The following is a 26,266-nucleotide window of genomic DNA, read 5'->3' on the forward strand; positions in this document are numbered from 1 at the left end:
GAACATGCACCTTGCGCCTCGTGATCTCGACAAGCTCGTGCTGCACGGCGCGGGCTTCCTCGCCCAGAAGCGCCTCGCGCGCGGGGTCAGGCTCAACTACCCGGAGGCCGTCGCGCTCATCGCGACGCAGATCCTCGAGCTGATCCGCGACGGCCGCAGCGTCGCCGAGCTCATGGACGTCGGCCGCCGCCTTCTCGGGCGAGCGCAGGTGATGGCCGGCGTCCCCGAGATGATCGCCGAGGTCCAGGTGGAGGGGACCTTCCCCGACGGGACGAAGCTCGTCACCGTCCACCACCCGATCGCGCTCGAGCACGGCGATCTGGCGCTCGCGCTCTACGGCAGCTTCCTCCCCGTGCCCGACCTGTCGCTCTTCCAGCAGGCAGGCCAGGGCGAGGCGACTGCCGAGCCGGCGCCCGGCGAGGTGCTCGTGAAGCCCGGCGAGATCGAGCTCTCTCCCGGCCGGCGGCGGCTCTCCCTCCCCGTGAAGAACCTGGGCGACCGGCCGATCCAGGTGGGCAGCCACTACCCGTTCTCGGAGACGAACCGCGCGCTCGAGTTCGACCGCGCGGCGGCGGCGGGGATGCGGCTCGACATCCCCGCGGGCACCGCGGTCCGCTTCGAGCCGGGCGACGAGAAGACGATCACGCTGGTGCAGGTCGGCCCGCACGGCGGGGCGGCGCACGCCGCGCCGGAGGAGCAGCAGGCATGAGCCACAAGATGCAGCGGCGGCACTATGTCGATATCTACGGGCCGACGGTCGGGGACCGGGTGCGGCTCGGCGACACCGGCCTCATCGCCGAGGTCGAGCGGGATCACACGTCCTACGGCGACGAGTGCAAGTTCGGCGGCGGCAAGGTGCTGCGCGATCGCATGGGGCAGATGCCCGGCGCCTCGAACGACGAGGCGCTCGACTGCGTCATCACGAACGCGCTCATCGTCGACTGGACCGGCGTCTACAAGGCCGACATCGGCATCAAGCGCGGCCGCATCGCGGCGATCGGCAAGGCCGGCAACCCGAAGGTGATGGTCGGCGTCACGCCGGGCATGATCGTCGGCGTGACGACGGAGGTCATCGCCGGCGAGGGCCACATCGTCACGGCGGGGGGCGTCGACGCGCACATCCATTTCATCTGCCCGCAGCAGGGGTACGAGGCGCTCGCGGCGGGCGTCACCACGTTCGTCGGCGGCGGCACGGGCCCGGCGACGGGCACGAACGCGACCACGTGCACCCCGGGCGCCCGCCACATCTCGCTGATGCTGCAGGCGACGGACGTCCTGCCGCTCAACATCGGCCTCACGGGCAAGGGCAACACCTCGTCGCCCGAGGGGCTGCTCGAGCAGGTGCGCGCCGGCGCCGTCGGGCTGAAGCTGCACGAGGACTGGGGCACGACCCCGCCCGCCATCGACTGCTGCCTCAGCTTCGCCGAGCACGAGGACATCCAGGTCACGCTCCACACCGACACGCTGAACGAGTCGGGCTACGTCGACGACTCCATCGCGGCGTTCAAGGGCAGGACGATCCACTCCTACCACTCCGAGGGCGCGGGCGGCGGGCACGCGCCCGACATCCTGCGCATCTGCGCCGAGCCGAACGTGATCCCGAGCTCGACGAACCCGACGCGCCCGTACACCGTCAACACGCTCGACGAGCACCTCGACATGCTCATGGTCTGCCACCACCTCGATCGGAACATCCCGGAGGACGTGGCGTTCGCCGAGAGCCGCATCCGCGGCGAGACCATCGCGGCCGAGGACATCCTCCACGACCTCGGCGCGATCAGCATCATCTCGAGCGACAGCCAGGCGATGGGCCGCGTCGGCGAGGTGATCACGAGGACGTGGCAGACCGCGCACAAGATGCGGGATCAGCGCGGCCGGCTGCCCGAGGAGCAGGGCGACAACGACAACTTCCGGATCCGCCGTTACGTGGCCAAGTACACGATCAACCCGGCCATCGCGCACGGCATGTCCCACGAGATCGGGTCGGTCGAGCCGGGCAAGCTCGCGGATCTCGTGCTGTGGCGGCCCCAGATGTTCGGCGTGCGCCCGGAGCTCGTGATCAAGGGCGGCCTCATCGCCTGGGCGCAGATGGGCGATCCGAACGCGTCGATCCCGACGCCTCAGCCGTACTACATGCGCCCGATGTTCGGTTCGCTCGGCACGGCGGTCGGCGAGACGAGCATCGCGTTCGTGTCGAGCCGCGCCATGGACGAGGGGAGCATCCGCCGGCTCGACCTGAAGAAGCGCCTCTCGGCGGTCCGCCGCTGCCGCCGGATCGGCAAGGCCGACATGCGGCTCAACAGCACGCTCCTGCCGATCACGGTCGATCCCGAGACGTACGAGGTGAGGGCCGGCGGCGAGCTCCTCCGCTGCGACCCCGCGAAGATCCTGCCCCTCGCCCAGAGGTACAGCCTCTTCTGAGGCGGGGAGCTCGTCCTCGGCCGCTCCTCGCCTGCGGGTTCACCCTTCTCTCCGTCTGCTGCCGTCTGTCTCCGTCTGCTGCCGTCCGCTTCCATCCGCGCGCATGAACAGGTGGCTCCTCCTCCAGCTCTCCGACTCCGCGTTCCCGGTCGGAGGGTTCGCGCACTCCGCGGGCCTGGAGGCGGCGGTGCAGCTCGGCGAGGTCGGGCCCGGGAGCGCGCTCTCGTCGTTCATCGCGAACGCTCTCTGGCAGGTGGGCCTCGGCGCGCTGCCGCTCGTGCGAGCTGCGCACGAGCGCCCGCTCGACATCGCGACCGTCGACGACGCGTGCGACGCCTTCCTCGTGAACCACGTCGCGAACCGGGCGAGCCGGACGCAGGGCCGCGCGTTCCTCGCGACGAGCGCGCGCGTCTTCCCCTCCGCCGAGATCCGTCGCCTCGACGCCGCCGTGCGGGCGCGGGAGGCGCTGGGCCACCACGCGCCGGCGTTCGGCGCGACCCTCGCGGCGCTCGGCGTCCCGCGCCAGGACGCGCAGGCCGTCTACCTGCACGCCTCGCTCCGCGGCGTCGTCTCGGCGGCGGTGCGCCTCGGGCTCGTCGGGCCCCTGGAGGCACAGCGACTGCAACTCGAGAGCGCGCCGATCCTCGACGCCGTGCTCCATGAGTGCGGAGATCACGGTATCGACGAGCTCGCGCAGCCGGCGCCGCTCCTCGATCTCTTCGGGGCCACGCAGGATCGGCTCTACTCGCGTCTCTTTCAATCGTGAGGTGACAGCATGCACGACCCTGGCGATCACGGGCATGGGCACAACGGCCACGGCCACGTTCATGGCCACGACCACGACCACGACCACGTTCACGGCCACGTTCACGGCCACGACCACGACCACGACCACGACCACGTTCACGGGGGTGGCCACGGGCACGCGCACGAGCACGGGCACACGCACGAGCACTGGGCGCATCCGGGGCTCTTCAGCGAGCGGGATGTGCCGAAGGACCGCGATTTCTCGGCGCGGGCGTTCACGGTCGGGATCGGAGGGCCCGTCGGCAGCGGCAAGACGGCGCTCGTGCTCGCGCTCTGCCGCGCGCTTCGCGACAGGATGCCGCTCGGCGTCGTCACGAACGACATCTTCACCCAGGAGGACGCCGAGTTCCTGCACCGCAACAAGGCGCTGCCGCCGGAGCGCATCCGCGCGGTGGAGACCGGGGGCTGCCCGCACGCGGCGATCCGCGAGGACATCAGCCACAACCTCGTCGCGCTCGACGACCTCATGGATCACGTCGCGCCCGCGCTCCTCATCGTCGAGAGCGGCGGAGACAACCTCGCCGCCCAGTACAGCCGGGAGCTCGTCGACTACACGATCTATGTGATCGACGTCGCCGGCGGCGACAAGGTGCCGCGCAAGGGCGGACCGGGGATCACGCAGTCGGACCTGCTCGTCATCAACAAGACCGATCTCGCTCCGCACGTCGGCGCCGACCTCGGTGTCATGGAGCGGGACGCCCGGAGGATGCGGGGAGACGGGCCGTTCCTGTTCGCGCAGTGCAACCGGAGCCAAGGAGTCCCCGAGATCATTGACCACATCCTCTCCGCCATGCGCCGCGCAACCACCACGGCGCCTCCCGCGAAATAGGCCTCTATCGCGCGCCTCCCGCTGCGAGAAGCGCTCACGCTCCACAGGAGTCGGCATACCGGAGCACATCTGCGCCGGGCGCGCGGCGCTGTCCCCTGTTAAAGGAGGACAGCGGCAACGCCGCTTCGACTTCCGTTTCGCTGGAATACCGGTTCTATTGGACGGTAGGCGGACTTCGGACGGGTGATAGAGGGCGGGGAGGGCTCCGCCGGGCGGAGCGACTTCCACCACGACCGCCGCGGTCGCCACGCGATCACGGCAGCGCCGGATGGCGAGGCGGCGCGGCGCACCCCTTGTAGACCAGAGGAGGAGGCATCAGTGAGCCAGGCCCGACCCCATGTGCTGGTGGTAGACGCCGAGAAGAGGGTCCTCGACAGGCTCGCGCTCGAGCTCAACCAGGGCGGCTTCGACGTCACCTGCGCCGAGAGCGGGCTCGCCGCGATCGAGCTCGTCAAGGCGCGCCGCTTCGACCTCGTGGTCGCCGATGTGGGGGCGCTCGGCACGGAGGGCGCCGGGACCATCGCCGCGCTCAAGGCGCTCGGCCCGGACCTCGAGATCATCGTCGGCGCCCCGTGCTCGAGCGCGAAAGACGCGGTGGAGTGCATCGAGCGCGGCGCGTACGACATGCTGGAGAAGCCCTACGACATCGAGGACCTGAAGCGGCTGCTCGAGGCGGCGATGCTGCGCACCCACCTCGACGCCGTGGCGGCCGTCCACCAGGCGAGCGCCGCCCTCGTCGCGTCCCTCTCGCGGGACGACTTCCCCGAGCGCGCCGTGGATCTCGCTGCGAAGGTCGTCTATACGACCTGCGCAGCGCTCTCCCTCGCGCTCGATCAAGGGGCCGCGCTGTACCAGGCGGCCTCCGGCGCCGAGGTGCCCGCGGCGTTCATCGCTCGGCTCGCCGGGCGCATCGAGGGCGCGCTCGCGCCCGTCCGCCTGTCCGCCGACGACGCGCCCGATCTGCTCTGTACCGCAGAGGGCGATCGCTTCGGCGCCGCCATCGTCGCGCCGCTCCGCCTTGGCGAGAGCTCGTTTGGCGGTCTCGTGGTGCTCCGCGACGAGCGCCTGCCGGCGTTCACCAGCCAGGAGGAGCAGGCCATCGGCATCTTCGCAATTGAGCTCGCGCTCGCCTTTTACGGCCACAAGGTACGGCGCTCGGTCGGCCCCTGCGCCGCCTGACGCCGCGCGCGGCGTGGACACGCGCGCGGCGCGCTCACCCGGGCCGAGATCTGCGGCTGGCGCCCGCAAATTCTTCGGCAATCGAGCTCAAGATTCCCTCTGGCGAACGCGTTCGCACCCCACTAAAGGAGGGGAGCGATGAGCTCCACCGCTGCACCATCGACTCTCCCCGCCAGGGCCCAGCGCGCCGCGACCTTCTACCGGGATCTCGTCGGGAAGAAGATCGCGATGGCGCTGAGCGGCGTCATCTTCTTCGGCTTCGTGATCGGCCACCTGGCCGGCAACCTCCAGGTCTTCCTCGGCCGGCAGAAGTTCAACGACTATGCTGCCTTCCTCCACGGGACGCCCTCCCTGCTGTGGGGGACGCGGATCGTCCTCCTCGCCTCCCTCATCGTCCACGTCTACACGGGCGTGACGCTCGCGCAGCACAGCCGCGCTGCCCGGCCGGTCCCCTACCAGGTGAAGGGGCAGCGGCGCCCGAACGTCGCCGCGCGCACGATGCTGCTGAGCGGCGGCGTCCTCGGCGCCTTCATCATCTATCACCTGCTCCACCTGACGACGGGCACCGTGCACCCCGACTTCGTGGCGCTCGACGCCTACGACAACGTCGTGAAGGCCTTCAGCCCGGGCCCCGCGGCGATTGCCTACGTCGTGGCGATGGGGCTCCTCGCCCTGCACCTCTACCACGGCGCGTGGAGCATGTTCCAGTCGGTGGGCTTCAACCACCCGCGCTATTCGCCGGGGCTCAAGAAGTTCGCCGCCGCGTCGTCGATCCTGCTCTTCGCCGGCTTCTCGTCCATCCCGCTGGCCGTCCTGTTCGGCATCGTCCGCTGAGCCCGGAGCGTCCGTCATCATGCAGCTGAATGCGAAGATCCCCGAAGGTCCCATCGAGAAGAAGTGGGACCAGCACCGCTTCAACCTGAAGCTCGTCAACCCGGCGAACAAGCGGAAGTACACCGTCCTCGTCGTCGGCACCGGCCTCGCCGGGGGCGCGGCGAGCGCGACGCTGGCCGAGCTCGGCTACAACGTGAAGAGCTTCTGTTTCCAGGACTCTCCGCGCCGCGCCCACAGCATCGCCGCGCAGGGCGGCATCAACGCCGCGAAGAACTACCAGAACGACGGCGACAGCATCTACCGCCTCTTCTACGACACCGTGAAGGGCGGCGACTACCGCGCGCGCGAGGCCAACGTGTACCGGCTCGCGCAGATCAGCGTGAACATCATCGACCAGTGCGCCGCGCAGGGCGTGCCGTTCGCGCGCGAGTACGGCGGCGTGCTCGCGAACCGCTCGTTCGGCGGGGCGCAGGTGTCGCGCACGTTCTACGCGCGCGGCCAGACGGGGCAGCAGCTCCTCCTCGGCGCCTACCAGGCCCTCGAGCGGCAGATCGGCCTCGGCAAGGTGAAGATGTACCCGCGCACCGAGATGCTCGACCTCATCGTCATCGACGGCAAGGCGCGCGGGCTCATCACCCGCAACCTGATCACCGGCGCGCTCGAGACGCACCTCGGCGACGCGGTCGTCCTCGCGTCGGGCGGCTACGGCAACGTCTTCTTCCTCTCGACGAACGCGAAGGGGTCGAACACCACGGCGATCTGGCGGGCGCACAAGCGCGGCGCGCTCTTCGGTAACCCCTGCTTCACCCAGATCCACCCGACGTGCATCCCGGTCTCGGGCGACTACCAGTCGAAGCTGACGCTCATGAGCGAGTCGCTCCGCAACGACGGCCGCATCTGGGTGCCCACGAACGCGGGCGACACGCGCCCGCCGGAGCTCATCCCCGACGGCGAGCGCGACTATTACCTCGAGCGCCGCTATCCGAGCTTCGGCAACCTCGTGCCGCGCGACGTCGCGTCGCGCGCGGCGAAGGCGGTCTGCGACGAGGGCCGCGGCGTGGGGCCGACGCGGCTCGGCGTGTACCTCGACTTCTCGGACGCCATCCGGCGCCTCGGCAAGCCGGCCATCGCCGAGCGCTATGGCAACCTCTTCGACATGTACGAGCGCATCACCGGCGACGACCCGTACAGCGTCCCGATGCGCATCTATCCGGCCATCCATTACACGATGGGCGGGCTCTGGGTCGACTACAACCTGATGAGCACGATCCCCGGCCTGTACGTGCTCGGCGAGGCGAACTTCTCCGACCACGGCGCGAACCGGCTCGGGGCGAGCGCGCTGATGCAGGGCCTGGCGGACGGGTACTTCATCATCCCGTACACCATCGGCGATTACCTCGCGTCGACGAAGCTCGAGCGGGTCGACGACCTCCACCCCGCCGTGAGGGACGCCGAGCGCGACGCGAGCGCGCGGCTGAACAAGCTGCTCGGCGCGAACGGCTCGCGAACGGCCGACTCGTTCCATCGCGAGCTCGGCAAGATCATGTGGGAGCAGTGCGGGATGGCCCGCAACGCGGCCGGGCTCAAGGGCGCGCTCGCGCGGATCCCGGAGCTCCGCGAGCAGTTCCATCGCGACGTCCGCGTCTCGGGGACAGGCACCGGCCTGAACCAGGAGCTCGAGAAGGCGGCGCGCGTCGCCGACTTCTTCGAGCTGGCGGAGCTCATGTGTCGTGACGCGCTCGACAGGGAGGAGTCGTGCGGCGGGCACTTCCGCGAGGAGCACCAGACGCCCGAGGGCGAGGCGAAGCGCGACGACGAGCGCTTCTCTTATGTCGCCGCCTGGGCATGGCGAGGCGAAGGTCAGGCCCAGGAGCTCCACAAGGAGCCGCTCCAGTTCAACGAGGTTCACCCCACGCAGCGGAGTTACAAATAATGCGCCTCACCCTCCATGTCTGGCGGCAGAAGGGCAAGTACGAAGCGGGCCGGTTCGTCACGTACGAGGTGCCCGACGTCAGCGAGCACATGTCCTTCCTCGAGATGCTCGACGTGCTCAATCAGCGGCTCATCCTCAAGGGTGAGGAGCCAATCGCGTTCGATCACGATTGTCGCGAGGGCATCTGCGGCATGTGCGGCTTCATGATCAACGGCCAGGCGCACGGCCCCCTCCGTGGGACGACCGTGTGTCAGCTGCACATGCGTCACTACAAGGACGGCGACGTGTTGTGGCTCGAGCCGTGGCGGGCCCAGGCGTTCCCGGTGGTAAGCGACCTCGCGGTGGACCGCAGCGCGTTCGACCGGATCATCGCGGCGGGCGGCTTCGTCTCGGTGTCGACGGGCAGCGCGCCGGACGCGAACGCGATCCCGGTGCCGAAGGTGGTCGCCGAGCGCGCCATGGACGCGGCGGCGTGCATCGGCTGCGGCGCCTGTGTCGCATCTTGTCCGAACGCGTCCGCCTCGCTCTTCACCGCGGCGAAGCTCACCCACCTGAACCTCCTGCCGCAGGGCGAGCCGGAGCGCGATCAGCGGAGCCTCAACATGGTCGCCCAGATGCGCGTCGAGGGCTTCGGCCACTGCACGAACGTCGGCGAGTGCGAGGCGGTCTGCCCGAAGGAGATCCCCCTCGACATGATCGCGAAGATGAACCGCGACTACCTGCGCGCGACGCTGATCCACCGCGACGTGCAGGCCAAGGGCGGCACCGGCTGAGGCGCCGCACCGCCGGCCTCGCTCGAGGCCGGCGGCGCCTCCCCTCCCTCCCCTCTCGTCGACGGCGAACTCCCTCCTCCCGCACGCCATGAACGGCGGCGCTCCGTCGCCGTCACCCCGCCGCCAAGGCGGGTGCGCCCCTGATTGACACCGGCTCGCCGCCCGGACGCGCTGCGCCGAAGGTGCGCCTGTGGCCCACGGGGTCAGGCCGGCCCTTCGGCCCATCACCGCCCGTACGGCCGGCCCCCCGGTCCCTGCAGGCGCAGGCTGCAGCGCCTCGGCACGAGGCTCACCCGAGCACGGCCCCGCGGCATGACAGGCGAGCCCTGGTGCCGTGGGTGCGCCAGCACGATCCCGACGGCCGCCGCAGGTGGGGCACGAGGCCGCCCTCATCTTCCGTTTTCGTACAATTTTTCACCAAAAACACAAGGATTTGCAGGCCCCCTGTGGAAAACAAAGCAGGAGTTTCCTGATCACCGACTCAGGGACTTCCTAAACCGTCTTCACATTGAGAGCCCCAACCGTACAGTCAACGTGGGATAAGCACTCGGCATGTTTCGAGAACATCTCGCCGCGACTCGCGCCTATGCCAGTGGGGGCTTTCCGAGCGTGACGAGCCGTCGCTCCAGTAGCAGCGCAACCGCGAAGATGCCGTGGCGCTCTCCCGCGCCGCAATGAAACGTGTCAGGGTCAACAGGCACTTGTTCGAGGTCACGAGTTGGAATAACCTCGAAATTGTCCTGAACGGGATCAGTCGTCATAAGACAATTGTGGTCACCCCACACCATGTCGTAGACTAGGTCGAACTTAGAGCGCCGCAGCGAGGGGGGGCATCCCGCGGCGAGCGCGTCGAGGATCGCATCGAGTATCGCTCTTCTGCGGAAGCCGGTTCGAGGGGAGGGCCGGCAGGAGGAGAAGCCAGAGGCAACGGCCGCGGCGACCTTTCTCCCGGCGGGTCAGGAGATCCGCTTTCCACATGGGAACGACGCGCACCGGGACCGCAAACCAGACCGACCGGGGCCGGGCAGATCGCCTGACGGCGCCCTGCTGCACTGTTCGTGCTGCGCGCCTTTGACGCGCGCCGGGGTCTGCGAGGCTGATCGGATGCGGGAGTTCGAACATCAGACAGGTCTCTTGGACGAGCGAAGAAGTAGGAGGGGAACTTCATGAGGTGCTGCATCGACGGCCTTAATCTGCATCCGACGAGCGTCCACGATGCTGCCGTTGTTCTCGACACCGTGACGGATCGGCTCCTCGCCGCGGGTGATCGGCGGGCGGCCTTCACCGACGTCTACGGTATCGTCACGCGCGCGGTCGCGGCGCAGGTCGGGCGACGCGATGGCATGTTCCTCGAGCCGGCGTGGATCTCGCGGCTCGCGGGCCGGTTCTGCGAGCGCTACCTCCAGACGCTCGGCTGGTACGATCGGGGCGCGGCGCAGGACTGCGGCGCCTGGCACATCGCGTACGCGAGCACGGCGTCGCGGTTCACGCCCCCCGTGCAGAACGCGCTGCTCGGCTTCAGCGCCCACATCAACTACGACCTGATCTTCGGGATCCACGCGACGATCGTCGAGTTCGGGCACGGCGCCGACCGGGCGATGCTCGCGCGGCTCAAGCACGATCACGATCAGATCAATACGCTGCTCCGCGCCTCGGTCATCGAGGCGCTCGCGCGCCTCACCGCGCGGCACGGCTGCCCCCTCAGCGCGTTCTTCCTGGACAACGCGCCGGAGGTCGCGGTCTGGGTGTCCATGGAGATGCTCTCGCGGTGGCGCGAGCGGGTCTGGGACGACGTCCTGGCGCTCCTCGCCGCGCGCGACGGGAGCGAGCGGGCGGCGCTCTCCCGCGGGATCGAGCGGCGCTCCACGCGCATCGCCCAGATGCTCGCGCTGCCCTCGCTCCACCAGGCGCCGCATACGGCGCTCCGCCTCCTGTCAAGGGCCGCGTGATCGCGGCCGACCGCAACCGGAGCCCCGCCCGATCGTAGAATGGGGGCATGAGCAAGCTGCCCAAGGAACCGCCCGCCGGCGAGATCACCCCTCCAGCGCTCTACCTGCGGCGGCGCGAGCTCCTCAAGAGCGCGGCGCTCTTCGCCGGCACCGCGTCGGCCATCGGCGGCGGCCTCGTCTGGCTCACGGGCGGCGCGGCGCGCCTCTCGGCGGCGGGCGCCCCCGGCGGCGAGGCCACGCCGCTCGGCAGCGCGGCCGCGCCGCCGGGGCCGCCCGCCGCCGGCGCGTCGTCCTCTGGGACGAGCTCGAGAGACCCGTTCGTTACCGACGAAGCGCGGACCTCCTACGAGGACATCGTTTCGTACAACAACTTCTACGAGCTCGGCCTGAGCAAGTCCGAGCCGGCCAGGAACGCCGGCCGGCTCAGGCTCCGCCCCTGGGCCATCGCGTGCGAGGGAGAGGTGAAGAAGCCCGAGGTCGTCGACCTCGACACCCTCCTCCGATGGTTTCCCCTGGAGGAGCGCGTCTATCGAATGCGCTGCGTCGAGGCGTGGTCGATGGTGATCCCCTGGCTCGGGTTCCCGCTGGGCGCGCTGCTCAGGCGCCTCGATCCGACCTCTCGCGCCCGGTACGTCCAGTTCACCACGTTGCTCGATCGAGAGCAGCTGCCCGGCCAGCGGAGCGACGTGCTGGAGTGGCCTTACGTCGAGGGGCTGCGGATCGACGAGGCGATGCACCCTCTCACGATGCTGGCCGTGGGCCTCTACGGCAAAACGCTGCTCGGCCAGAACGGAGCGCCCATTCGCCTGGTGGTGCCGTGGAAATACGGGTTCAAGGGGTGCAAATCGATCGTCAGCATCAAGCTCACCGAGCGGCAGCCGGCGACGAGCTGGAGCCGCGCCGCGCCGGACGAGTATGGGTTCTATGCGAACGTGAACCCCGCGGTGGATCACCCGCGCTGGAGCCAGGCGACGGAACGGAGGATCGGTGAGCTGCGCCGCCGTCCCACGCTGCCATTCAACGGCTATGCGGAGGAGGTCGCCGGCCTCTACAGCGGGATGGACCTGCGGGAGAGCTTCTGATGATGCGCGCGCCAGCGAGGACGATGTCGCCGCCGCGCGCTGCCGCCGCCGGCGTGCCGGCTGGCCGGAAGCTGGCCTGGCTCCCGCCCGCGGTCGTCGCCGGCGGGCTGATCCCGCTGGCCGTGCTCGGCGTGCGCGCCGGGGCCGGGGCGCTCGGCCCGGACCCCGTCGCCGAGGCGCTGAACCAGCTCGGCCTGCTCGCGCTCGTGCTGCTCGTCGCCTCGCTGGCGGCGACGCCGGTCAAGCTCGTGTCGGGCTGGACCTTTCCGCTGCGTATCCGCAAGGAGCTCGGGCTGCTCGCCTTCTTCTACGCGTGCGCCCACTTCCTGACCTACGCGATCGTCGATCAGGGCCTCGAGGTGCGCGCGATCGTCGAGGACATCACGGAGCGCCCCTTCATCCTCGCCGGCTTCGTCGCGCTCCTCGCGCTCGTCCCGCTCGCGGCGACGTCGACCGCGCGCATGCTGAAGCGCCTCGGCGCCGCGCGCTGGAAGCGCCTGCACCGGCTCGCCTACGTCGCCGCCGTCCTCGGGATCGTGCACTTCTTCCTCCGCGTGAAGAAGGACACGACGGAGCCGATGATCTACGGGGCGCTGCTCGCGCTGCTCTTCGCCGTGCGCATCGCGAGCGCCGTCCTGCGCAGGCGCGCGGCGCCGCGCTGAGCGCCGGCGTCACGTCGTCACGTCGTCACGTCGTCACGTCGTCGCGGCGCGGCGAACCTGCCGCGCCGCGACGCGCGTTCGGATACCCTGGGGCTTCGACGTGGAACGCGTGAGGACGGCGTCATGAAGCTCTTCACCATCGGGGACAGCATCTCTCAAGGCTTCATGTCGCTCGGCGCGGCGCGCACCCAGCTCGCCTACTCCACGTGGATCGCGTACGCGCTCGGCGTCGACGTCGGCGACGCGCTGTCGAGCCCGGCGTACCGCGTGCCCGACTACCCGGCCCACGGGCTGCTGCTCGATCTCGAGGTGGTGCTCCGCCGCCTCCAGCTCGCCTTCGGCACCACGATCGACAGGCTCGAGTGGGCCGCCGTCCTGCTGGAGATCAACCGGGTGCTCGACATCGCCGAGGACTACTACGAGCGCGGCGAGGGGGCCGGCCCCTACCGCGGCGGGACCGTCCCCTGGTTCCACAACGTCTCGGTGTACGGCTTCGACGTGGCCGACGCGTGGCTCGTGACCCCGAGGCTCTGCAGGGAGCGGATCGCGGCGGCGCCCGGCGCCACGGACGGCTTCCTCCAGGGGCCCAACGCGGCGTTCTACCGGACCGCGCTCCGCGTCCTCAACCCGTCGCGGGACGAGCGCCTCGACGGGTACAGCCAGCTCGACTGGCTCGGCCACCACGCGCGCGGCGAGGGCGTCGAGAACCTCCTCCTCTGGCTCGGCCCCAACAACGCCGTCGGCTCGGCGATCCTCCTCAGCGTCGCGGCGACCGAGGACAGGCCCGAGCGCCGGCCGGTCTCGCTCAGCTTCGACGAGCGGACCCGGGCGCAGTGGAACCTCTGGATGCCCGACGATTTCGTCGCCGAGTACGGCGAGCTGCTCGACCGGGTCGACACCCTGATGCGGCGCAACGAGAGCCCGGGCTGGCGGGTGTTCGTGGCCAACGTGCCTCACGTGACGATCGTGCCGATCGCCACGGGCGTCGGCGACCCGCTCCCTGGCTCGCCGCGCTACTTCCCCTATTACACCTATCCCCCGTTCGCTCGAGGCACCCGCCTGATCGAGGCGGGCGCGCCGCACCTCACCGCGGCGGAAGCGCGGCGCATCGACGCGACCGTCGACGCCTGCAACGCGCAGCTGCTCCGGCTCATCGAGGAGAAGAACGCCCGCCACCGCACGCCCCGGTATCACCTCGTCGACGTCTCCGGCGGCCTGGACCGGCTCGCGTACCGGCGCACCAGCGGCGAGCCGTCGTACGAGTTCCCCGCGTACTTCGCGGCCAACGTCGCGCCGCCGATGGACACCCGCTTCTACCACGTCGATCGCGCCGGGCGCCGCAGGGCCGGCGGCATCGTCAGCCTCGACGGGGTTCACCCGAGCGTCATCGGCCAGGGCCTCCTCGCCCACGAGTTCCTCAAGGTCATGAAGGAGGCCGGCGTCCCCGGCGCCGACCCGGACCGCCTGCCGTGGCCCAGGATCGTGGCGAGCGACACGCTCTATCAGGACCCGATCCCGCTGATGGAGGAGATCTACCAGTACGAGGAGCTGTCGTACGCGGTGCTCTCGGCTTACCGGTACCTCTTCGGAGGTTTCCAGGGGCGGCGCGGCAGCATCAAGGACTTCTAGAGCGGTTCCACCCGCCCCTGGAGCGTCGCAGAGCGGCGGTCACGGCACTGCAGGGGTGCTCCCACGCAGCATGAAATAGATGAGCACCCCCGTGACGGAGACGTAGAGCCAGAGGGGCAGCGTCACCCGAGCGATCTTGGCGTGCTTCGCGAAGTTCGCCTTGTAGGCGAAGTAGAACGACGTCAGCGCGAGCGGCACGATGCCCGCCGAGAGCACGATGTGCGAGATGAGGACGGCGAAGTAGACGGCGCGGAGCGGTCCGGTGCCCTGGTACTTCGTGTCGCCGTGGACGAAGTGATAGGCGAGGTAGCCGACGAGGAACAACGACGATGCGGCGAACGCCGAGACCATCAGGTACTTGTGCACGACCATCGCGCGGCGCTTGATCGCGAACCAGCCCGCCACGAGGAGCGTGGCGGCCGTCGCGTTCAAGGCGGCGTTCAACGGGGGCATGAAGCGGAGATCCGCGCCGCCCGCGCCCCGCCGGATGATCAGGATGTAGGCGAGGAACGCCAGCGCGGCCGCGGAGAGCACGGCATTGAAGGCGTAGAACGATCGGTCGCTTGTGCGGGCGAGCAGGCCGACGGGCTTCAAGTGGCTCGAGGCGTGGGACGACATCGCGCGGTCCATACCAGAGGAGCGCGCCGAGCGCGAACGCGAGCGGGCGACCTCGGATCAGCGAACGCGAGCGGACGGAAGCGGACGGAGAGCAGCGCCGGCGCTCACGGCCAGATCGAAGCGGACAGAGGTGGGGGCTCTTGAACCGCCAAGCCGCCAAAAGACGCCAAGAAAACAACAAAATTTGGCGTCTCTTGGCGTCTCTTGGCGACTTGGCGGTTCCATCATTCCGGGAGCGTGGGGGAGTTCTCCCACCACAAGCGGACGGAGACGAACGCCAGCGCTCGCAGGCCGACCGAAGCGGACGGGCGCGGACGGAGCCGCCCCGAGCGACGGCGGGCTAGGCGGAGCTCGGCGCGATCCCCATCGGGGGGCTGCGCTCGAGGTTCCGCAGCGGCTCGCGCATGGTCACGAACTCCTCGGCCGCGGTCGGGTGGATGCCGATCGTGGCGTCGAACTGCGCCTTGGTCGCGCCGCACTTCAGCGCGACGGCGAACCCCTGGACGATCTCGCCGGCGTCCGGCCCGACCATGTGGACGCCGAGCACCCGGTCGGTCGCGCGGTCGACGACGAGCTTCATCATCGTCTTCTCCTCGCGCCCGGAGAGGGTGTGCTTGAGCGCGCGGAAGGTCGAGAGGTAGATGGCGACGTCGTGGTGCTCTCGCGCCTGCGCCTCGGACAGGCCGACGGTGCCGACGTTCGGCTGGCTGAAGACGGCGGTCGGGATGCCGGCGTAATCCACGCGCGCGCGCTCGCCGCGGAAGAGCGTCTTCACCAGCGCCATCGCCTCGGCGATGGCCACCGGGGTGAGCTGCACGCGCGAGATCACGTCGCCGAGCGCATAGATGGACGGGACCGACGTCTGGAACGCGTCGTCCACCACGACCGCGCCGTCCTCGTCGAGCTTCACCCCGACCTCCTCGAGGCCGAGCCCCTTGGTCTTCGGCAAGCGCCCCGTCGCGTACAGCACGCAGTCGACCGCGAGCTCGGTGCCGTCGGCGAGCGTCGCGCAGAGCGCGTCGCCCCGCCGCTCGAGGCTCTCGATGGTCGCGCCCAGGCGGAGGTCCAGCCCCTTCTTCTGGATCTCGGCGGCAAGGAACGTCCGGATGTCGTCGTCGAAGCCGCGCAGGAGGTGCAAGCCGCGGTGGATCAGCGACACCTCGGCCCCGAGGCCGTGCAGGATGCCGGCGAGCTCGACCGCGATGTAGCCGCCCCCGACGATGACCGCCCGCCGCGGCATCGTCGGGAAGTGGAACAGGTCGTCGGAGCTGACGGCGAGCTCGCGCCCGGGGAGATCGGGGATCCAGGGGTAGCTGCCGGTCGCGATGAGGATCCGCTCGGCGGTGATCCTGGCGCCGTCGATCTCGACGGCGTGGGGATCGACGACCCGGGCGTGCCCCCGGCGGATGTCGGCGCCCGAGTTCTTCAGGAGCCGCTCGTAGACGCCGTTCAGGCGCTCGATCTCCTTGTCCTTGTTGCGGAGGAGCGTCGACCAGTCGAACGACGGGCCGGCATGCCCGTTCCCGCTGGCGCCGTGGCCGGGCACCGTCCAGCCGTAGCCGGCGGCGTCCTCGAAGTCCTCGGCGTAGTGCGAGGCGTAGACGAGGAGCTTCTTCGGGATGCACCCCAGGTTGACGCAGGTGCCGCCGAGGTGGCGCGACTCGGCGACGGCGACCCGCGCGCCGTAGGAAGCGGCCATGCGGGCTGCGCGCACGCCGCCGGAGCCGGCGCCGATGACGAACAGATCGTAATCGTACTTGGACATGGCGGACGACTATGCCCCATGCGGGGCGCGATCGCCGCGCGCCGTGCGGTCGCCGCGCCGCCGGCCTCCGATCCCTTCGGCTTCGGCTCGGCCACCGGCGCGGGGATTCTGCTACGGTCCCGCCGTTGCGCTCCTCGACCCACACTGGAACCTTCGCCGACGCTCCCTCACCGCGCCCGCGCGACGGCGACCTGCAGGAGCGTCCCGCGCCGCGCCTCGCGGGGCGCGCGCGCCGCGCCCTGCCCTTCGCGCTGGCGGCCGCGCTCGTCGCGTTCGTGCTCGGCCGGCTCGACTTCGACGCCTTCCTCGCCGCCCTGTCGCACGTCGATGCGCCGCTCTTCGTCGCCTTCGCCGCCCTCTTCGTCCTCGCGCTCCTCGGCGCCGACACGTTCGCGACCGTCCTCGTCTACCGCCGCCTGATCGCGCCCGTCGCCTTCCGCGATTTCCTCGTGCTCCGCGGCGCTTCCTACCTCCCGTCGCTGCTCAACCACCACGTCGGTCAGGCCTTCATCACGGTCTTCCTCGCGCGCGTGCACGCCGTGCCGCTCGCGCGCGTCGCCGGCGCGACGCTCGTCGTGTACGCGTCGTGGCTCGGCTGCCTGCTCCTCCTCGGCGCCGTCGCCGTGCCCGCGAACGGCGGGTCGCTCGCCGGGTCCGCCCTGCTCCTCGCGGCGGGCGCGCTCTACCTTGCGATCCTCGCGCTCCGCCCCGCCCGGCTCGCCCGCACGAAGCTCCTCGCCCCCCTCTTCGAGGCGGGCGTGCGCGGCCACCTCGTCGCCCTCGCCGCGCGTATCCCGCACCTCCTCGTCCTGTTCGCCGGCACCTGGCTCCCCTTCTGGTTCTTCGACGTGCGCATTCCCCTTGGAGCCGCGCTCACGTACATCCCGATCCTGATGGTGGCGGTGACGCTCCCCATCACACCGCAAGGCTTCGGCACGCGCGACGTGCTCGCCGCCGCGCTCTTCGAGGGCTTCGCGGCCGGCGCGACGCGCGACGCACGCCTGGCCGCCATCGCCGCCTCGACGACGACGTGGGCCGTGGCGCTCACCCTCGTCGAGGCCGCGCTGGGCCTGGCCCTGCTCCGGGGCGTTTTGCCCCATATGGAGGCAAAGAGCCCCACCGACGCTGCTGCCTCGGTCGCTCCCCCCTCCAGCGTCAGGGACGAATCGACATGACGCGGCTTAACGCGGCTCGCCATCGCGGAACTGTCACGGTATTTGCAATATTTTCTAAAGACGCTGTGGGTTATGGCCATTGGCTCATGGTTTGCCACCGCGTCAACAGCGTCAACAGCGGCAAGAGCGTCAAAGCGGCCAAAGAGAGATAGGTCGGCTGGGAGAACGTTCGGCGCGACGAGTTTCGGGTTATAGTCTCCGACCCCCTGACGTTCCTTTCGTCCTTCTGGCCGGGTGCGTCCCGCTGAACATCGCAGACTGGGCAAGTCCGCGCCGAGCGACCCTCTATGAAGAACCTGGTTCGTTTCCTCGCCTCCTCCGATCACGACGTCGCCCGCGCCGTTCGGCACGTGCGCCAGCAGGTCCGCGGCTTCACCCTGCCCGCGCCGCGGCCGATCGTGGTCCCGATGCGCATGGCGTTCGAGGCGGCGCGGGAGGCGTACTACTTCGGCGCTCGCGTGCTCGTCTGCGAGCCGCACTTCAAGTCGCACTGCGCGCAGTACGGCAAGGGCGTCCGGACGGGGAATTTCATCCACTACATCCAGGGGCGGGGCGACATCCTCCTTGGCGACAACGTGGTGCTCGACGGCAAGATCAACTTCGTCTTCGCCCGGCGGTTCTGCGACCGCCCCACGCTGCGGATCGGCGACAACACAGGGATCGGGCACGGCTGCCGGATCATCGTCGGCAAGTCGATCACCATCGGCAAGCACTGCCGCATCGCGGGGAGCGTCTTCATCCTCGATTCGAGCGGCCACCCGAGCGATCCGGAGGCCCGGAAGCAGGGCCTGCCGCCCTCGGACGCCGAGGTGCGGCCGGTCGTCATCGAGGACAACGTGTGGCTCGGGGCCCGGTCGATGATCTTCCCGGGGGTCACGGTGGGCGAGGGCAGCGTGGTCGCGGCGGGCGCCATCGTGATGGCCGATGTCCCTCCGTACACCGTCGTCGCTGGCAATCCGGCCCGACGGGTGGCATCACTGCGGACCGAGCCGGCGCCCGAGGCGAATCGAGCCGACGCGAAGAAGCACGGCGCGGACGACGCGGGGAGGCGCTCGGTCTCCGACAGCGCATCGTAACCCTGGAGCTTCTCATGGCGATCGAGTTGGATCAGGTGACCGAGATCATCGTCACGCTCAGCAAGGTTCCCGGCATCGGGCCTGATGACGACATCTTCGACGCAGGGGTCACCTCCATTCTTGCGGTTTCACTCATCCCCGAGCTGGAGGAGCGGTTCAACGTGACCATCCCCGACGACGGCAGGTTCCTTGCGGCCCGCACGCCGCGCGCGCTGACCGCGATGCTGCGGGAGCTCGAGTGATGAGAAGGACGGTCACGGTCGAGCTCGCGACGCCTGCGACCGAGATGGCGCAGGAGGAGATCCCGAAGCAGATCGCCTTCCTCTCGAAGGACATCTCGAACATCCGCTTCGTCCGCGAGGGCGCCGCGCTGGAGTTCGAGGCCCCCGAGGAGGGCGCGGGAGAGCTCGCGCGCGCGGCCGAGGGCCTCGCGCGCTCCATGCAGCGCAGCCTGCGCCAGATCGCGCGCAAGCTCGTGTACCGCAGCCCGGCGTGCGATCGGGTGGAGTTCCGCGGCGGCGCGCTCCCCGCCGGGATCACGCAGATGGGCCAGGGCCAGGTCGCCCTCGAGGGCATGCCGCTGCGGCTCTACCGCTACTTCGATCGCACGCTGGAGGCGCTCGGCGCGCCGTTCTCGCCGAGCCCGATCCTGGTGCCGACGTTGATCCCGGCAACGACGCTGGCGAAGTGCGACTATTTCCGCTCGTTTCCCCACATCGTCACGTTCACGTGCCACCTGCCGGAGGACATGCCGCGCATCGAGGATTTCCGGGCGAGGCACCAGGACCGGGACACCCTCGACGAGCGCGCGCTGAGCGACATGGCGCAGCCGGAAGTGTGCCTCTCGCCGGCGGTCTGTTACCACGTGTACGCGGCGAACCGGGACCGGGTGCTGCCGGCGGGCGGCGCGCGCTACGCCCTCGCGGGCCGCTGCTTCCGCTACGAGTCGAGCAAGATGGTCGACCTGCGGCGGCTCTGGGAGTTCACGATGCGGGAGATCGTCTTCCTCGGGTCGCGGGAGGAGGTCCTCGCGCTGCGCGAGCAGGGGAACGAGCTCGTGGCGCGCTACCTCGACGAGCACCGGCTCGCCGGCGAGATCCGGACGGCGAGCGACCCGTTCTTCATCGCGCCGGACGCGGCCGCCAAGACGTACTTCCAGATCAGCAGCGAGACGAAGTACGAGATCTCGCTGATGCTCCCGGAGGGCGAGCGCGTGGCGGCCGGCTCGCTGAACTACCACACCGACTTCTTCGGCCGCGCGTTCAGCTGCGATGTCGAGGGCGCGGGCCCGATGCACAGCGTGTGCATCGCGTTCGGCCTGGAGCGGTGGGTCTACGCGTTCCTGGCCCAGCACGGCGACGATCCGAGAGGCTGGCCCGAACTCGTGCGGCGGTCTCCCGAGATGGCCAGTCTGTAGAGAGGCTTCGCTGCCATGCAGCTCGAGCGCGTCGATCCGGTCGCGGCGGCGGACGAAGCCAGCTTCGTCCTGCGCGAGGCGTGGCCGCTGCCGGTCCTCCACTACACGGCCGACTACCTGAGGTGGCAGTTCGGCTTCCCCGGACCGGCGCCGCAGGCGGTGCTCGCGCGCGAGGGCGGCGAGCCGGCCGGCTTCATCGGCGTCGCCCCGCGCCGCTTCCGCTTCCGGGGCGTCACGTCGGAGGGATATGTCCTCTCGTTCGTGAGCGTGCGGCCGAAGTTCCAGGGACAGGGGCTTGCGAGCCGGCTGTACACGGAGCTCCTCGCCGGCCTCCGGGCGACCGGCCTGCCGATCGCGGTGTTCGTGGAGGCGCGGTCCGCGCCCGCGCAGCGCGTGCTCTTCAAGGCGGTGGCGGCGGTGGGCCTCGAGCTGAAGCAGCTCACCGCGTGCCGGAACCACGGCTTCCTCCCCCGGGCCGGCGCCGCGCCGCCGCGGGCCGTGGCCGCGCCGGCGGGGGCCTTGGAAGACGCGCTCGCCGTGATGGGGGCGTGCGGCGACGAGCGCGTGCTGTGGTCGGCGCCCGACGCGGCCCAGCTCGAGCACGGCCTGCGTGATCCGCGGCCGCGCCGGCTGCTGCTCGTCGAGGAGGCAGGCGGGGCCGTCGGCGCCGCCGCGGTGTTCCTGTCGGAGATCGCGACCGCTCGTGGGATCGACCGGGTGGCGACGGTCGACACGCTCTTCCTGCCGGAGCCGACCGCCGATCGGCTCGCGGCGGTGATGCGCGCGGCGTCGGAGGCGTTCGCCGGGGAGGCGACCGCGCCGGTGGTGAGCGCGCCGAACCTGGCGATCGTCCCCCAGGAGCAGCTGAGGCCAGCCGGCGTGCGCGCGACGGCCGCGACCTTCGACGCGTTCGTGATCCACCCGAAGGGCGGGCCATGGCTGGACGCCGAGACGACCAACCTCGAGGTCGTCTGACCCGAAGGTGCCCCGGGGGCATCCATCTATCTTGTAGATGGTTCCCATGAGAACAATGCCGATTCACAAGATGGATCGGCAGGCGCATGCTGAGGTCATGACCAACAACACTTCTTCGATGGTGATCCGGCGCTCTGGCGAGCGCGGCTATGCCGACCACGGGTGGCTGCAGTCGTTCCACACGTTCTCGTTCGCCGACTACCAGGATCCGGAGCACATGGGCTTCCGTGCGCTGCGGGTCATCAACGACGACCGCGTCGCCCCGTCGCGGGGGTTCGGGATGCACCCGCACCAGAACATGGAGATCGTCACCTATGTCCTGGAGGGGGAGCTCGCGCACAAGGACAGCATGGGCAACGGGTCGATCATCCGCCCAGGCGAGGTCCAGCGCATGTCGGCGGGGACGGGCGTGTACCACAGCGAGCACAACACCTCGCAGGCGGGCCCGACCCACCTGCTGCAGATCTGGATCGTGCCGGATCGGCGCGGATATACGCCGAGCTACGAGCAGAAGGCGTTCTCGAAGGAAGAGCGCCAGGGCAAGCTGCGGCTCGTCGCCTCGCAGGACGGGCGCGAGGGCTCGGTCACGGTCCACCAGGACGTGAGCCTGTTCGCGGGGCTCTTCGGGCAAGGCGAAGAGGCGCGCTACGAGCTCCCGGCCGGTCGAAACGCCTGGGTCCACGTCGCGCGCGGCAGCGTCGAGCTGAACGGGACGCTGCTCGAGGCCGGAGATGCGGCGGCCATCGGCGCAGCCGGCGCGGGAGGAGCAGGTCAGTCGCTCCACCTCGTCGGGAAGGGCGCGGGCGAGGTGCTGCTGTTCGACCTCGCCTGAAAGGCGGCTCTCGCTCCCTCCGCTCGGCGGCGGCTCAAGAGACAGAGGAGACAGCGCGAGATCGCGCCCATGCTCCACGGCATCAGGAGAAGCCTGCCGCCTGCAAGGGAGCTCCCTGGGGCAAACAGGCACCTTGCGGGCGGCGGCTCGAACCACCGCCATGATCATCGTCCCCCTTCGTTCGACCCCCGCAGAGGCGCGATGTCGCCGCCGCGCTGCGGGTCCGACGCCAGGAGGCAGCTGAATCCGTGCGTCTCGATCTGGCAGGCTTTGCGCGCCTCTCCCGCTTGCTCGTCGGCGGCATCCGCTCCATAGAGGTCTCATGGATGCCATCGATCTCCTCGTAAGCCACCACCGCGAGCTCGAGCAGCGATTCTCCGAGCTGAAGGAGGCCTCTTCCGTCACCGCGGCGCAGTTCACCGCTGCCGCCGACCTCCTCGCCACCCACATCACGATCGAAGAGCAGGACTTCTACCCGGCGGTCCGGGCTCGCCGCACCGAGGATATCCTCCTCGAGTCGCTGGAGGAGCACCTGTCCATCAAGCGCGTGCTGGCCGATCTCGTGGCCCTCGACGCCGCGGACGAGACGTTCGGGGCCAAGGTCCATGTGCTCGCCGAGCAGCTCGAGCACCACCACAAGGAGGAGGAAGAGCACCTGTTCCCCAAGGTCAGGAAGCTCCTTGACGACGGCGCGCGCGAAGCGCTCGGGCAGCAGATGCAGGCGAGGATGCGCGCGCTGCAGCAGGGGGAGCCCCGCAGGCTCGTCCTGGGCCAGACCGACGCCGCAGCGCCCCTCCCCTGAACCCATGCCCCTCCAGCCCCCTCTCCTCGGTGGCCCCCGGCGCCGTGAGCGCCCGGACGCGGCGCCCGCCCATGCAAGCCCACGCGACGGCTGTTAGAAAAGATACCCTCACGCAACACGCGCGTGCTCGAGCCGGACGTAAAAACCTGAGCCGTATGCAGGCGCCGGCGCCACCCTACAAGTCATCGAAACCCGAGAAATTCGTCGGAGCGAATGCGATTTTTCTAGTAGGAATTTCCCTATGGTCGTTATTCTAGACTGCTGCGAGTCTCGTGGCGGTGGTCCGGAATGGCCGCGGGAAGAGAGCATGGTGCGAAGAAGCCGATGGGCAGGGCCTGATGCCGTACGCCAGCTGCTCGGCGCAGCGGGCGCAGTCTGGCGCGCGAGCGAGCGATGCCCGACGCTCACCGGGGATCTTCGACGGAGGTAGGAGGTAGGATGACGGCTCGACCTGTACTCTCGATTGACACATCCTTCGACCCGGACAGCGCGTGGTTCGCGGCCGGACGCACCCAGCTCTACGGGCGTATGGGCGAGCAGTTCTCCATCGTACCGTTCGGACGTGCCAGCGCGGAGCGGCGGAGGATACTCCGCCAGATCGCGCGCGCCGAAAGCACCGGCAATCCATTCCGGGCGATCGTGGTGTCGTCCCACGGCAAGACGAGCTGCGTTGTGGACGACGAGTCGCCCGACGGCATCCTGCTCTCGCACGAGAGCCCTGCGCAGGAGATCGAGCTCTGGGCGCGCGGTCGCGTGCTCTATTTCTGCTGTGGCGAGACAGCGAACGGGCCGCTGTTCGACAGGCTCCTCGACGCGGGGGCGCGGGCGGTGGTCGGCTTCACGGGGAGGCTCGGCGCCACGACCGTCGACGGCAAGTTCTTCTGGCGGCTGCTCGATCACGAGCTGGTGACCTGCGCGCTGCACGACCAGCAGGTGCCGGGCTTCGAGAGGGCGAGGCAGCAGTTCCTGGAGCGCGTCACGCTGCGTCTGACGTCGCTCCCCGACGACGGAGCGGTGCGGGACGAGCTCTCGAAGATGAGGGACCAGCTCGTGTCGATGGTGATCCGGGGCCCGGGGAAGGGGTAGCAGCGCGCCGCCCAGGGGTCGTCCTGCGCGGGAGGTCTTGCCGGGGCTCCCGGCTCCCGGGGAGGTATAGGCGTTAACCAAACACCCCGCCGCGTTCTCCTACATCCGAACGTTTACGTAGTCGTAGTCGTAGTCGTAGTCGTGGTCGTGGTCGTGGTCGTGGTCGTGGTCGTGGTCGTGGTCGTAGTCGTGGTCGTGGTCGTGGGCGTCAACGGTTGGCCGTGAACGACCACGACCACGACCACGACTACGACCACGTAAACGTTCACGTTGGTGGCCGAACGAGCTTGGTTAACGCGTATGCCCCCGGGAGGGGGGTCGTCGCGCGGCTCGGAATCAGGGACGACGTTGCGGGAGCCCCGCTGGGACTCCTTCGAAGCGGGTCAGTACAGGAAACATATCCCCGGCTTCTCCTCGCATCTCCCGAGCACGCAGAAGCCCTCGCAATCGGCGTCACTCGAGCACGCCGTGCGGGCGCACGCACCGGTCGTATCGCACACGTGGTTCTTCGGACAGTCCGCTTCGACGGCGCACGACCTCGCCCGACACCGATGATGCGGCGCGCACGTCAGCGTCGAAGGGCAGTCGGCGCGCTGCGGACCTGATTCAGGGATAGAGTCGCTGGCGCTCGAAGCGAGGAACTTCCGAGTCGGCAAGGACGCCGAGAGACCCCGGAAACCTCCCTCTTTATTGGCGTCTTCTGGCGTCTTGGCGGTCTGTATCCTCCTTGCCCGAGCACCGGTTGACGGTCTGCATCTTTCTCGCCCGAGCGCCGCTCCAGGGCGGCCCTGGTAGGACGCCGCGCGGTCCGGTAGATCCAGGAGAGCGATGCGACACAAGCCCTCGGTCGTGCTCTCCTCGGCGGCGCTCCTCCTCGCCGCCACGGCGGGCGACGGCCTCGCCAGCCCGCGCGCGGCCGTGCGCGAGCAGGCAAGCGCCGCGTGGTTCATGGACGGCGGGCGCCGCGTCGACGTCGAGCGGCTCGGTCCGGCCGCGCTGGGCGCGTCCTCGACGCCGCGCGCGCTCGCGCCGGTGCGGCTCCGCTATCCAGGCGGCCGGACCGTTCAGGCGAGCGTCGGCGCGACAGCGATCGTGGAGGTCGAGCCTGGCGCCGAGGGCGCGCTCGGCGCCGCTGGCGTGGAGGTGGTGAGGCCGCTGATGCCCTCGATCGGGCTGTGGCTCGTCAGGGACACCGGCGGCGGCGATGGCCTCGACCTCGCCCAGCGCCTCCAGGGTGCGGCGCGGCCGGCCTTCGTGCGTGAGGCGATCCCGGACCTCCACGTGCGCCTCAAGGCGCACGGCGCGCCGTTCGCGCCGGACGACCCGCGCCTGCCCGACCAGTGGTACTTCGACGACCTCCGGATGCAGGAAGCCTGGGGGCGCACGCAGGGGGACGCGGCCACCTCCATCGTCGTCATCGACACCGGCTGCGACCTCGATCACCCGGACCTCGCCGCGAAGATGGATCCAGGGCTGGACGTCATCGACGGCGACGACGACCCCACCTACCAGGCAGGCGGACAGAGCGTGAACCACGGGACGGCCTGCGCGGGCCTGATCGCCGCCGACACCGACAACGGCGTGGGCATCGCGGGCGGCTGCCCCGCCTGCAGGCTGCGGTGCGTGCGGCTGCTCGACGACGAGCCGCGGCCGATCTCCGCCTCGGTCGACGCCTTCGAGTTCGCGCTGCAGGTGAACGCCGCCGTCGTGTCGAACAGCTGGGGGTACGCCGATCCGATGCCCGTCCCCAGGGTGGTCGAAGCCGCGATCAACCGCCTCTTCGACGCCGGGCGCAACGGGAAGGGGGCGCTCGTCCTGTTCGCCGCCGGCAACGACGACCGGGAGATCCTCGACGACGAGCTCCAGGCCGTGCGGGGCGTCCTTACCGTGGGCGCCGTCAACCACCTGGAAGACGCGACGCCGTTCACGAACCGCGGGAGATCCCTCGATCTCGTCGCGCCCACGGGGACGCTGAGCACCGATATCGCCGGGAGCGAGGGGGACGACGCGAGCGACTACACCGACCGGTTCGGCGGCACCTCGTCGGCGTGCCCTGTCGCCGCCGGCGTCGCGGGGCTGCTGGTGAGCGCCGCGCCCGAGCGGACCGCGGGCGAGCTCTACGACGTCATGATCCGGACGGCGCGGCTGGCGCCGTACGCGGTCCCCGACGAGAGCGGGCACGATCCCATCTTCGGGCACGGGATCATCGACCCTGTCGCGGCGCTCACGGAGGTGCTCGGGGACGCGCCGCCGCCGCTGGCAGGAGGGGGCGAGGGCGCCGACGACCAGCACGCCGGCTGCGCGTGCGCCTCGGCCGGCGCGGGCTCGGGCGAGCGGCGAGGCCTCGCGGCGGCGGCGCTCCTCGGCCTGGCCGCGGCGGCGCGCCGGCGCGGCGCGGCCCGCGCGCGCCGCGGAGGATGAC

24 protein-coding genes are annotated in these 26,266 nt (G+C 70.1%); 21 read left to right on the plus strand and 3 right to left on the minus strand.

Going from position 1 to position 26,266, the window contains the following annotated elements; genetic code table 11:
• Positions 1 to 4 precede the first annotated feature (4 nt).
• The 12 genes from ureA (at position 5) to POL72_RS13065 (ending at position 14,098) form a co-directional block, all read left to right on the plus strand.
• The gene (ureA, locus tag POL72_RS13010; protein ID WP_272095497.1) at positions 5 to 709 is read left to right on the plus strand and encodes an urease subunit gamma; all 705 of its coding nucleotides are present in this window, start codon (positions 5 to 7) and stop codon (positions 707 to 709) included.
• Complete coding sequence (gene ureC, locus POL72_RS13015; protein ID WP_272095498.1) at positions 706 to 2,421, plus strand: urease subunit alpha; 1,716 nt, start codon at positions 706 to 708, stop codon at positions 2,419 to 2,421. Before ureA ends, ureC begins: the two co-directional genes overlap by 4 nt.
• A gap of 103 nt (positions 2,422 to 2,524) precedes the next feature.
• Complete coding sequence (locus POL72_RS13020; protein ID WP_272095499.1) at positions 2,525 to 3,187, plus strand: urease accessory protein UreF; 663 nt, start codon at positions 2,525 to 2,527, stop codon at positions 3,185 to 3,187.
• A gap of 9 nt (positions 3,188 to 3,196) precedes the next feature.
• Positions 3,197 to 4,057, plus strand: coding sequence for an urease accessory protein UreG (ureG, locus tag POL72_RS13025; protein WP_307730554.1), 861 nt, complete (start codon positions 3,197 to 3,199; stop codon positions 4,055 to 4,057).
• A 318-nt stretch (positions 4,058 to 4,375) separates the two neighbouring features.
• Positions 4,376 to 5,236: a response regulator gene (locus POL72_RS13030; RefSeq protein ID WP_272095500.1), complete on the plus strand. Its 861-nt coding sequence runs from the start codon at positions 4,376 to 4,378 to the stop codon at positions 5,234 to 5,236.
• Between the two features lie 138 nt (positions 5,237 to 5,374).
• Entirely contained in the window at positions 5,375 to 6,070 is a 696-nt protein-coding gene (locus POL72_RS13035; RefSeq protein WP_272095501.1) for a succinate dehydrogenase cytochrome b subunit, read from the plus strand.
• Between the two features lie 19 nt (positions 6,071 to 6,089).
• On the plus strand, positions 6,090 to 8,003 hold the full coding sequence (locus POL72_RS13040; protein ID WP_272095502.1) for a fumarate reductase/succinate dehydrogenase flavoprotein subunit: 1,914 nt from the start codon (positions 6,090 to 6,092) through the stop codon (positions 8,001 to 8,003).
• Positions 8,003 to 8,776, plus strand: a complete 774-nt coding sequence (locus POL72_RS13045; RefSeq protein WP_272095503.1) for a succinate dehydrogenase/fumarate reductase iron-sulfur subunit — start codon at positions 8,003 to 8,005, stop codon at positions 8,774 to 8,776. The genes POL72_RS13040 and POL72_RS13045 overlap by 1 nt, the downstream gene beginning before the upstream one ends.
• A 1,166-nt stretch (positions 8,777 to 9,942) precedes the next feature.
• Positions 9,943 to 10,725 carry a DUF5995 family protein gene (locus POL72_RS13050; protein WP_272095505.1) on the plus strand — a complete coding sequence of 261 codons (783 nt, stop codon included), beginning with the start codon at positions 9,943 to 9,945 and terminating at the stop codon, positions 10,723 to 10,725.
• 47 nt (positions 10,726 to 10,772) lie between these two features.
• On the plus strand, positions 10,773 to 11,807 hold the full coding sequence (gene msrP, locus POL72_RS13055; protein ID WP_272095507.1) for a protein-methionine-sulfoxide reductase catalytic subunit MsrP: 1,035 nt from the start codon (positions 10,773 to 10,775) through the stop codon (positions 11,805 to 11,807).
• On the plus strand, positions 11,807 to 12,469 hold the full coding sequence (gene msrQ, locus POL72_RS13060; RefSeq protein ID WP_276596433.1) for a protein-methionine-sulfoxide reductase heme-binding subunit MsrQ: 663 nt from the start codon (positions 11,807 to 11,809) through the stop codon (positions 12,467 to 12,469). The genes msrP and msrQ overlap by 1 nt, the downstream gene beginning before the upstream one ends.
• Positions 12,470 to 12,592: 123 nt before the next feature.
• Entirely contained in the window at positions 12,593 to 14,098 is a 1,506-nt protein-coding gene (locus POL72_RS13065) for a hypothetical protein (protein ID WP_272095509.1), read from the plus strand.
• Positions 14,099 to 14,137: 39 nt separating this feature from the next.
• Here the strand turns inward: POL72_RS13065 and POL72_RS13070 are convergent, their stop codons facing one another.
• A complete protein-coding gene (locus tag POL72_RS13070) occupies positions 14,138 to 14,716 on the minus strand; it encodes a DUF420 domain-containing protein (RefSeq protein ID WP_276596434.1) in 579 nt (192 codons plus the stop codon).
• Positions 14,717 to 15,056: 340 nt separating this feature from the next.
• A complete protein-coding gene (gor, locus tag POL72_RS13075; RefSeq protein ID WP_272095511.1) occupies positions 15,057 to 16,481 on the minus strand; it encodes a glutathione-disulfide reductase in 1,425 nt (474 codons plus the stop codon).
• A 125-nt stretch (positions 16,482 to 16,606) separates the two neighbouring features.
• On the opposite strand from gor, the gene POL72_RS13080 reads away from it, so the two are divergent.
• The 8 genes from POL72_RS13080 to POL72_RS13115 all read left to right on the plus strand — a co-directional run bounded on the left by POL72_RS13080 (position 16,607) and on the right by POL72_RS13115 (position 23,844).
• Positions 16,607 to 17,656, plus strand: coding sequence for a lysylphosphatidylglycerol synthase domain-containing protein (locus POL72_RS13080; protein ID WP_272095513.1), 1,050 nt, complete (start codon positions 16,607 to 16,609; stop codon positions 17,654 to 17,656).
• A 287-nt stretch (positions 17,657 to 17,943) separates the two neighbouring features.
• Positions 17,944 to 18,732: an acyltransferase gene (locus POL72_RS13085; RefSeq protein WP_272095514.1), complete on the plus strand. Its 789-nt coding sequence runs from the start codon at positions 17,944 to 17,946 to the stop codon at positions 18,730 to 18,732.
• A 14-nt stretch (positions 18,733 to 18,746) separates the two neighbouring features.
• The gene (locus POL72_RS13090; protein ID WP_272095515.1) at positions 18,747 to 18,974 is read left to right on the plus strand and encodes an acyl carrier protein; all 228 of its coding nucleotides are present in this window, start codon (positions 18,747 to 18,749) and stop codon (positions 18,972 to 18,974) included.
• The gene (locus POL72_RS13095; protein WP_272095516.1) at positions 18,974 to 20,149 is read left to right on the plus strand and encodes a class-II aminoacyl-tRNA synthetase family protein; all 1,176 of its coding nucleotides are present in this window, start codon (positions 18,974 to 18,976) and stop codon (positions 20,147 to 20,149) included. The genes POL72_RS13090 and POL72_RS13095 overlap by 1 nt, the downstream gene beginning before the upstream one ends.
• A 15-nt stretch (positions 20,150 to 20,164) precedes the next feature.
• Positions 20,165 to 21,124, plus strand: a complete 960-nt coding sequence (locus POL72_RS13100) for a GNAT family N-acetyltransferase (protein ID WP_272095517.1) — start codon at positions 20,165 to 20,167, stop codon at positions 21,122 to 21,124.
• A 46-nt stretch (positions 21,125 to 21,170) separates the two neighbouring features.
• Entirely contained in the window at positions 21,171 to 21,956 is a 786-nt protein-coding gene (locus tag POL72_RS13105) for a pirin family protein (RefSeq protein ID WP_276596435.1), read from the plus strand.
• A gap of 322 nt (positions 21,957 to 22,278) precedes the next feature.
• Complete coding sequence (locus POL72_RS13110; RefSeq protein ID WP_272095518.1) at positions 22,279 to 22,758, plus strand: hemerythrin domain-containing protein; 480 nt, start codon at positions 22,279 to 22,281, stop codon at positions 22,756 to 22,758.
• Positions 22,759 to 23,196: 438 nt separating this feature from the next.
• Positions 23,197 to 23,844, plus strand: coding sequence for a hypothetical protein (locus POL72_RS13115; RefSeq protein WP_272095519.1), 648 nt, complete (start codon positions 23,197 to 23,199; stop codon positions 23,842 to 23,844).
• Positions 23,845 to 23,957: 113 nt separating this feature from the next.
• Here POL72_RS13115 and POL72_RS13120 read toward each other — a convergent pair whose 3' ends face one another.
• Positions 23,958 to 24,101 carry a hypothetical protein gene (locus POL72_RS13120; protein ID WP_272095521.1) on the minus strand — a complete coding sequence of 48 codons (144 nt, stop codon included), beginning with the start codon at positions 24,099 to 24,101 and terminating at the stop codon, positions 23,958 to 23,960.
• Between the two features lie 571 nt (positions 24,102 to 24,672).
• Between POL72_RS13120 and POL72_RS13125 the strand changes: the two genes are divergently transcribed.
• On the plus strand, positions 24,673 to 26,265 hold the full coding sequence (locus POL72_RS13125) for a S8 family peptidase (RefSeq protein WP_272095522.1): 1,593 nt from the start codon (positions 24,673 to 24,675) through the stop codon (positions 26,263 to 26,265).
• The last annotated feature ends 1 nt before the right edge of the window (position 26,266 follow it).

This window comes from Sorangium aterium, from assembly GCF_028368935.1.
GTDB lineage: Bacteria > Myxococcota_A > Polyangia > Polyangiales > Polyangiaceae > Sorangium > Sorangium atrum.

Excerpts from the sequence above, each read along its gene's own strand:
- ureA (WP_272095497.1), top strand. The coding sequence starts at position 5 with ATGCACCTTGCGCCTCGTGATCTCGACAAGCTCGTGCTGCACGGCGCG.
- ureC (WP_272095498.1), top strand. The coding sequence starts at position 706 with ATGAGCCACAAGATGCAGCGGCGGCACTATGTCGATATCTACGGGCCG.
- POL72_RS13020 (WP_272095499.1), top strand. The coding sequence starts at position 2,525 with ATGAACAGGTGGCTCCTCCTCCAGCTCTCCGACTCCGCGTTCCCGGTC.
- ureG (WP_307730554.1), top strand. The coding sequence starts at position 3,197 with ATGCACGACCCTGGCGATCACGGGCATGGGCACAACGGCCACGGCCAC.
- POL72_RS13035 (WP_272095501.1), top strand. The coding sequence starts at position 5,375 with ATGAGCTCCACCGCTGCACCATCGACTCTCCCCGCCAGGGCCCAGCGC.
- POL72_RS13040 (WP_272095502.1), top strand. The coding sequence starts at position 6,090 with ATGCAGCTGAATGCGAAGATCCCCGAAGGTCCCATCGAGAAGAAGTGG.
- POL72_RS13045 (WP_272095503.1), top strand. The coding sequence starts at position 8,003 with ATGCGCCTCACCCTCCATGTCTGGCGGCAGAAGGGCAAGTACGAAGCG.
- POL72_RS13050 (WP_272095505.1), top strand. The coding sequence starts at position 9,943 with ATGAGGTGCTGCATCGACGGCCTTAATCTGCATCCGACGAGCGTCCAC.
- msrP (WP_272095507.1), top strand. The coding sequence starts at position 10,773 with ATGAGCAAGCTGCCCAAGGAACCGCCCGCCGGCGAGATCACCCCTCCA.
- msrQ (WP_276596433.1), top strand. The coding sequence starts at position 11,807 with ATGATGCGCGCGCCAGCGAGGACGATGTCGCCGCCGCGCGCTGCCGCC.
- POL72_RS13065 (WP_272095509.1), top strand. The coding sequence starts at position 12,593 with ATGAAGCTCTTCACCATCGGGGACAGCATCTCTCAAGGCTTCATGTCG.
- POL72_RS13070 (WP_276596434.1), bottom strand. The coding sequence starts at position 14,716 with ATGTCGTCCCACGCCTCGAGCCACTTGAAGCCCGTCGGCCTGCTCGCC.
- gor (WP_272095511.1), bottom strand. The coding sequence starts at position 16,481 with ATGTCCAAGTACGATTACGATCTGTTCGTCATCGGCGCCGGCTCCGGC.
- POL72_RS13085 (WP_272095514.1), top strand. The coding sequence starts at position 17,944 with ATGAAGAACCTGGTTCGTTTCCTCGCCTCCTCCGATCACGACGTCGCC.
- POL72_RS13090 (WP_272095515.1), top strand. The coding sequence starts at position 18,747 with ATGGCGATCGAGTTGGATCAGGTGACCGAGATCATCGTCACGCTCAGC.
- POL72_RS13095 (WP_272095516.1), top strand. The coding sequence starts at position 18,974 with ATGAGAAGGACGGTCACGGTCGAGCTCGCGACGCCTGCGACCGAGATG.
- POL72_RS13100 (WP_272095517.1), top strand. The coding sequence starts at position 20,165 with ATGCAGCTCGAGCGCGTCGATCCGGTCGCGGCGGCGGACGAAGCCAGC.
- POL72_RS13105 (WP_276596435.1), top strand. The coding sequence starts at position 21,171 with ATGAGAACAATGCCGATTCACAAGATGGATCGGCAGGCGCATGCTGAG.
- POL72_RS13110 (WP_272095518.1), top strand. The coding sequence starts at position 22,279 with ATGGATGCCATCGATCTCCTCGTAAGCCACCACCGCGAGCTCGAGCAG.
- POL72_RS13115 (WP_272095519.1), top strand. The coding sequence starts at position 23,197 with ATGACGGCTCGACCTGTACTCTCGATTGACACATCCTTCGACCCGGAC.
- POL72_RS13125 (WP_272095522.1), top strand. The coding sequence starts at position 24,673 with ATGCGACACAAGCCCTCGGTCGTGCTCTCCTCGGCGGCGCTCCTCCTC.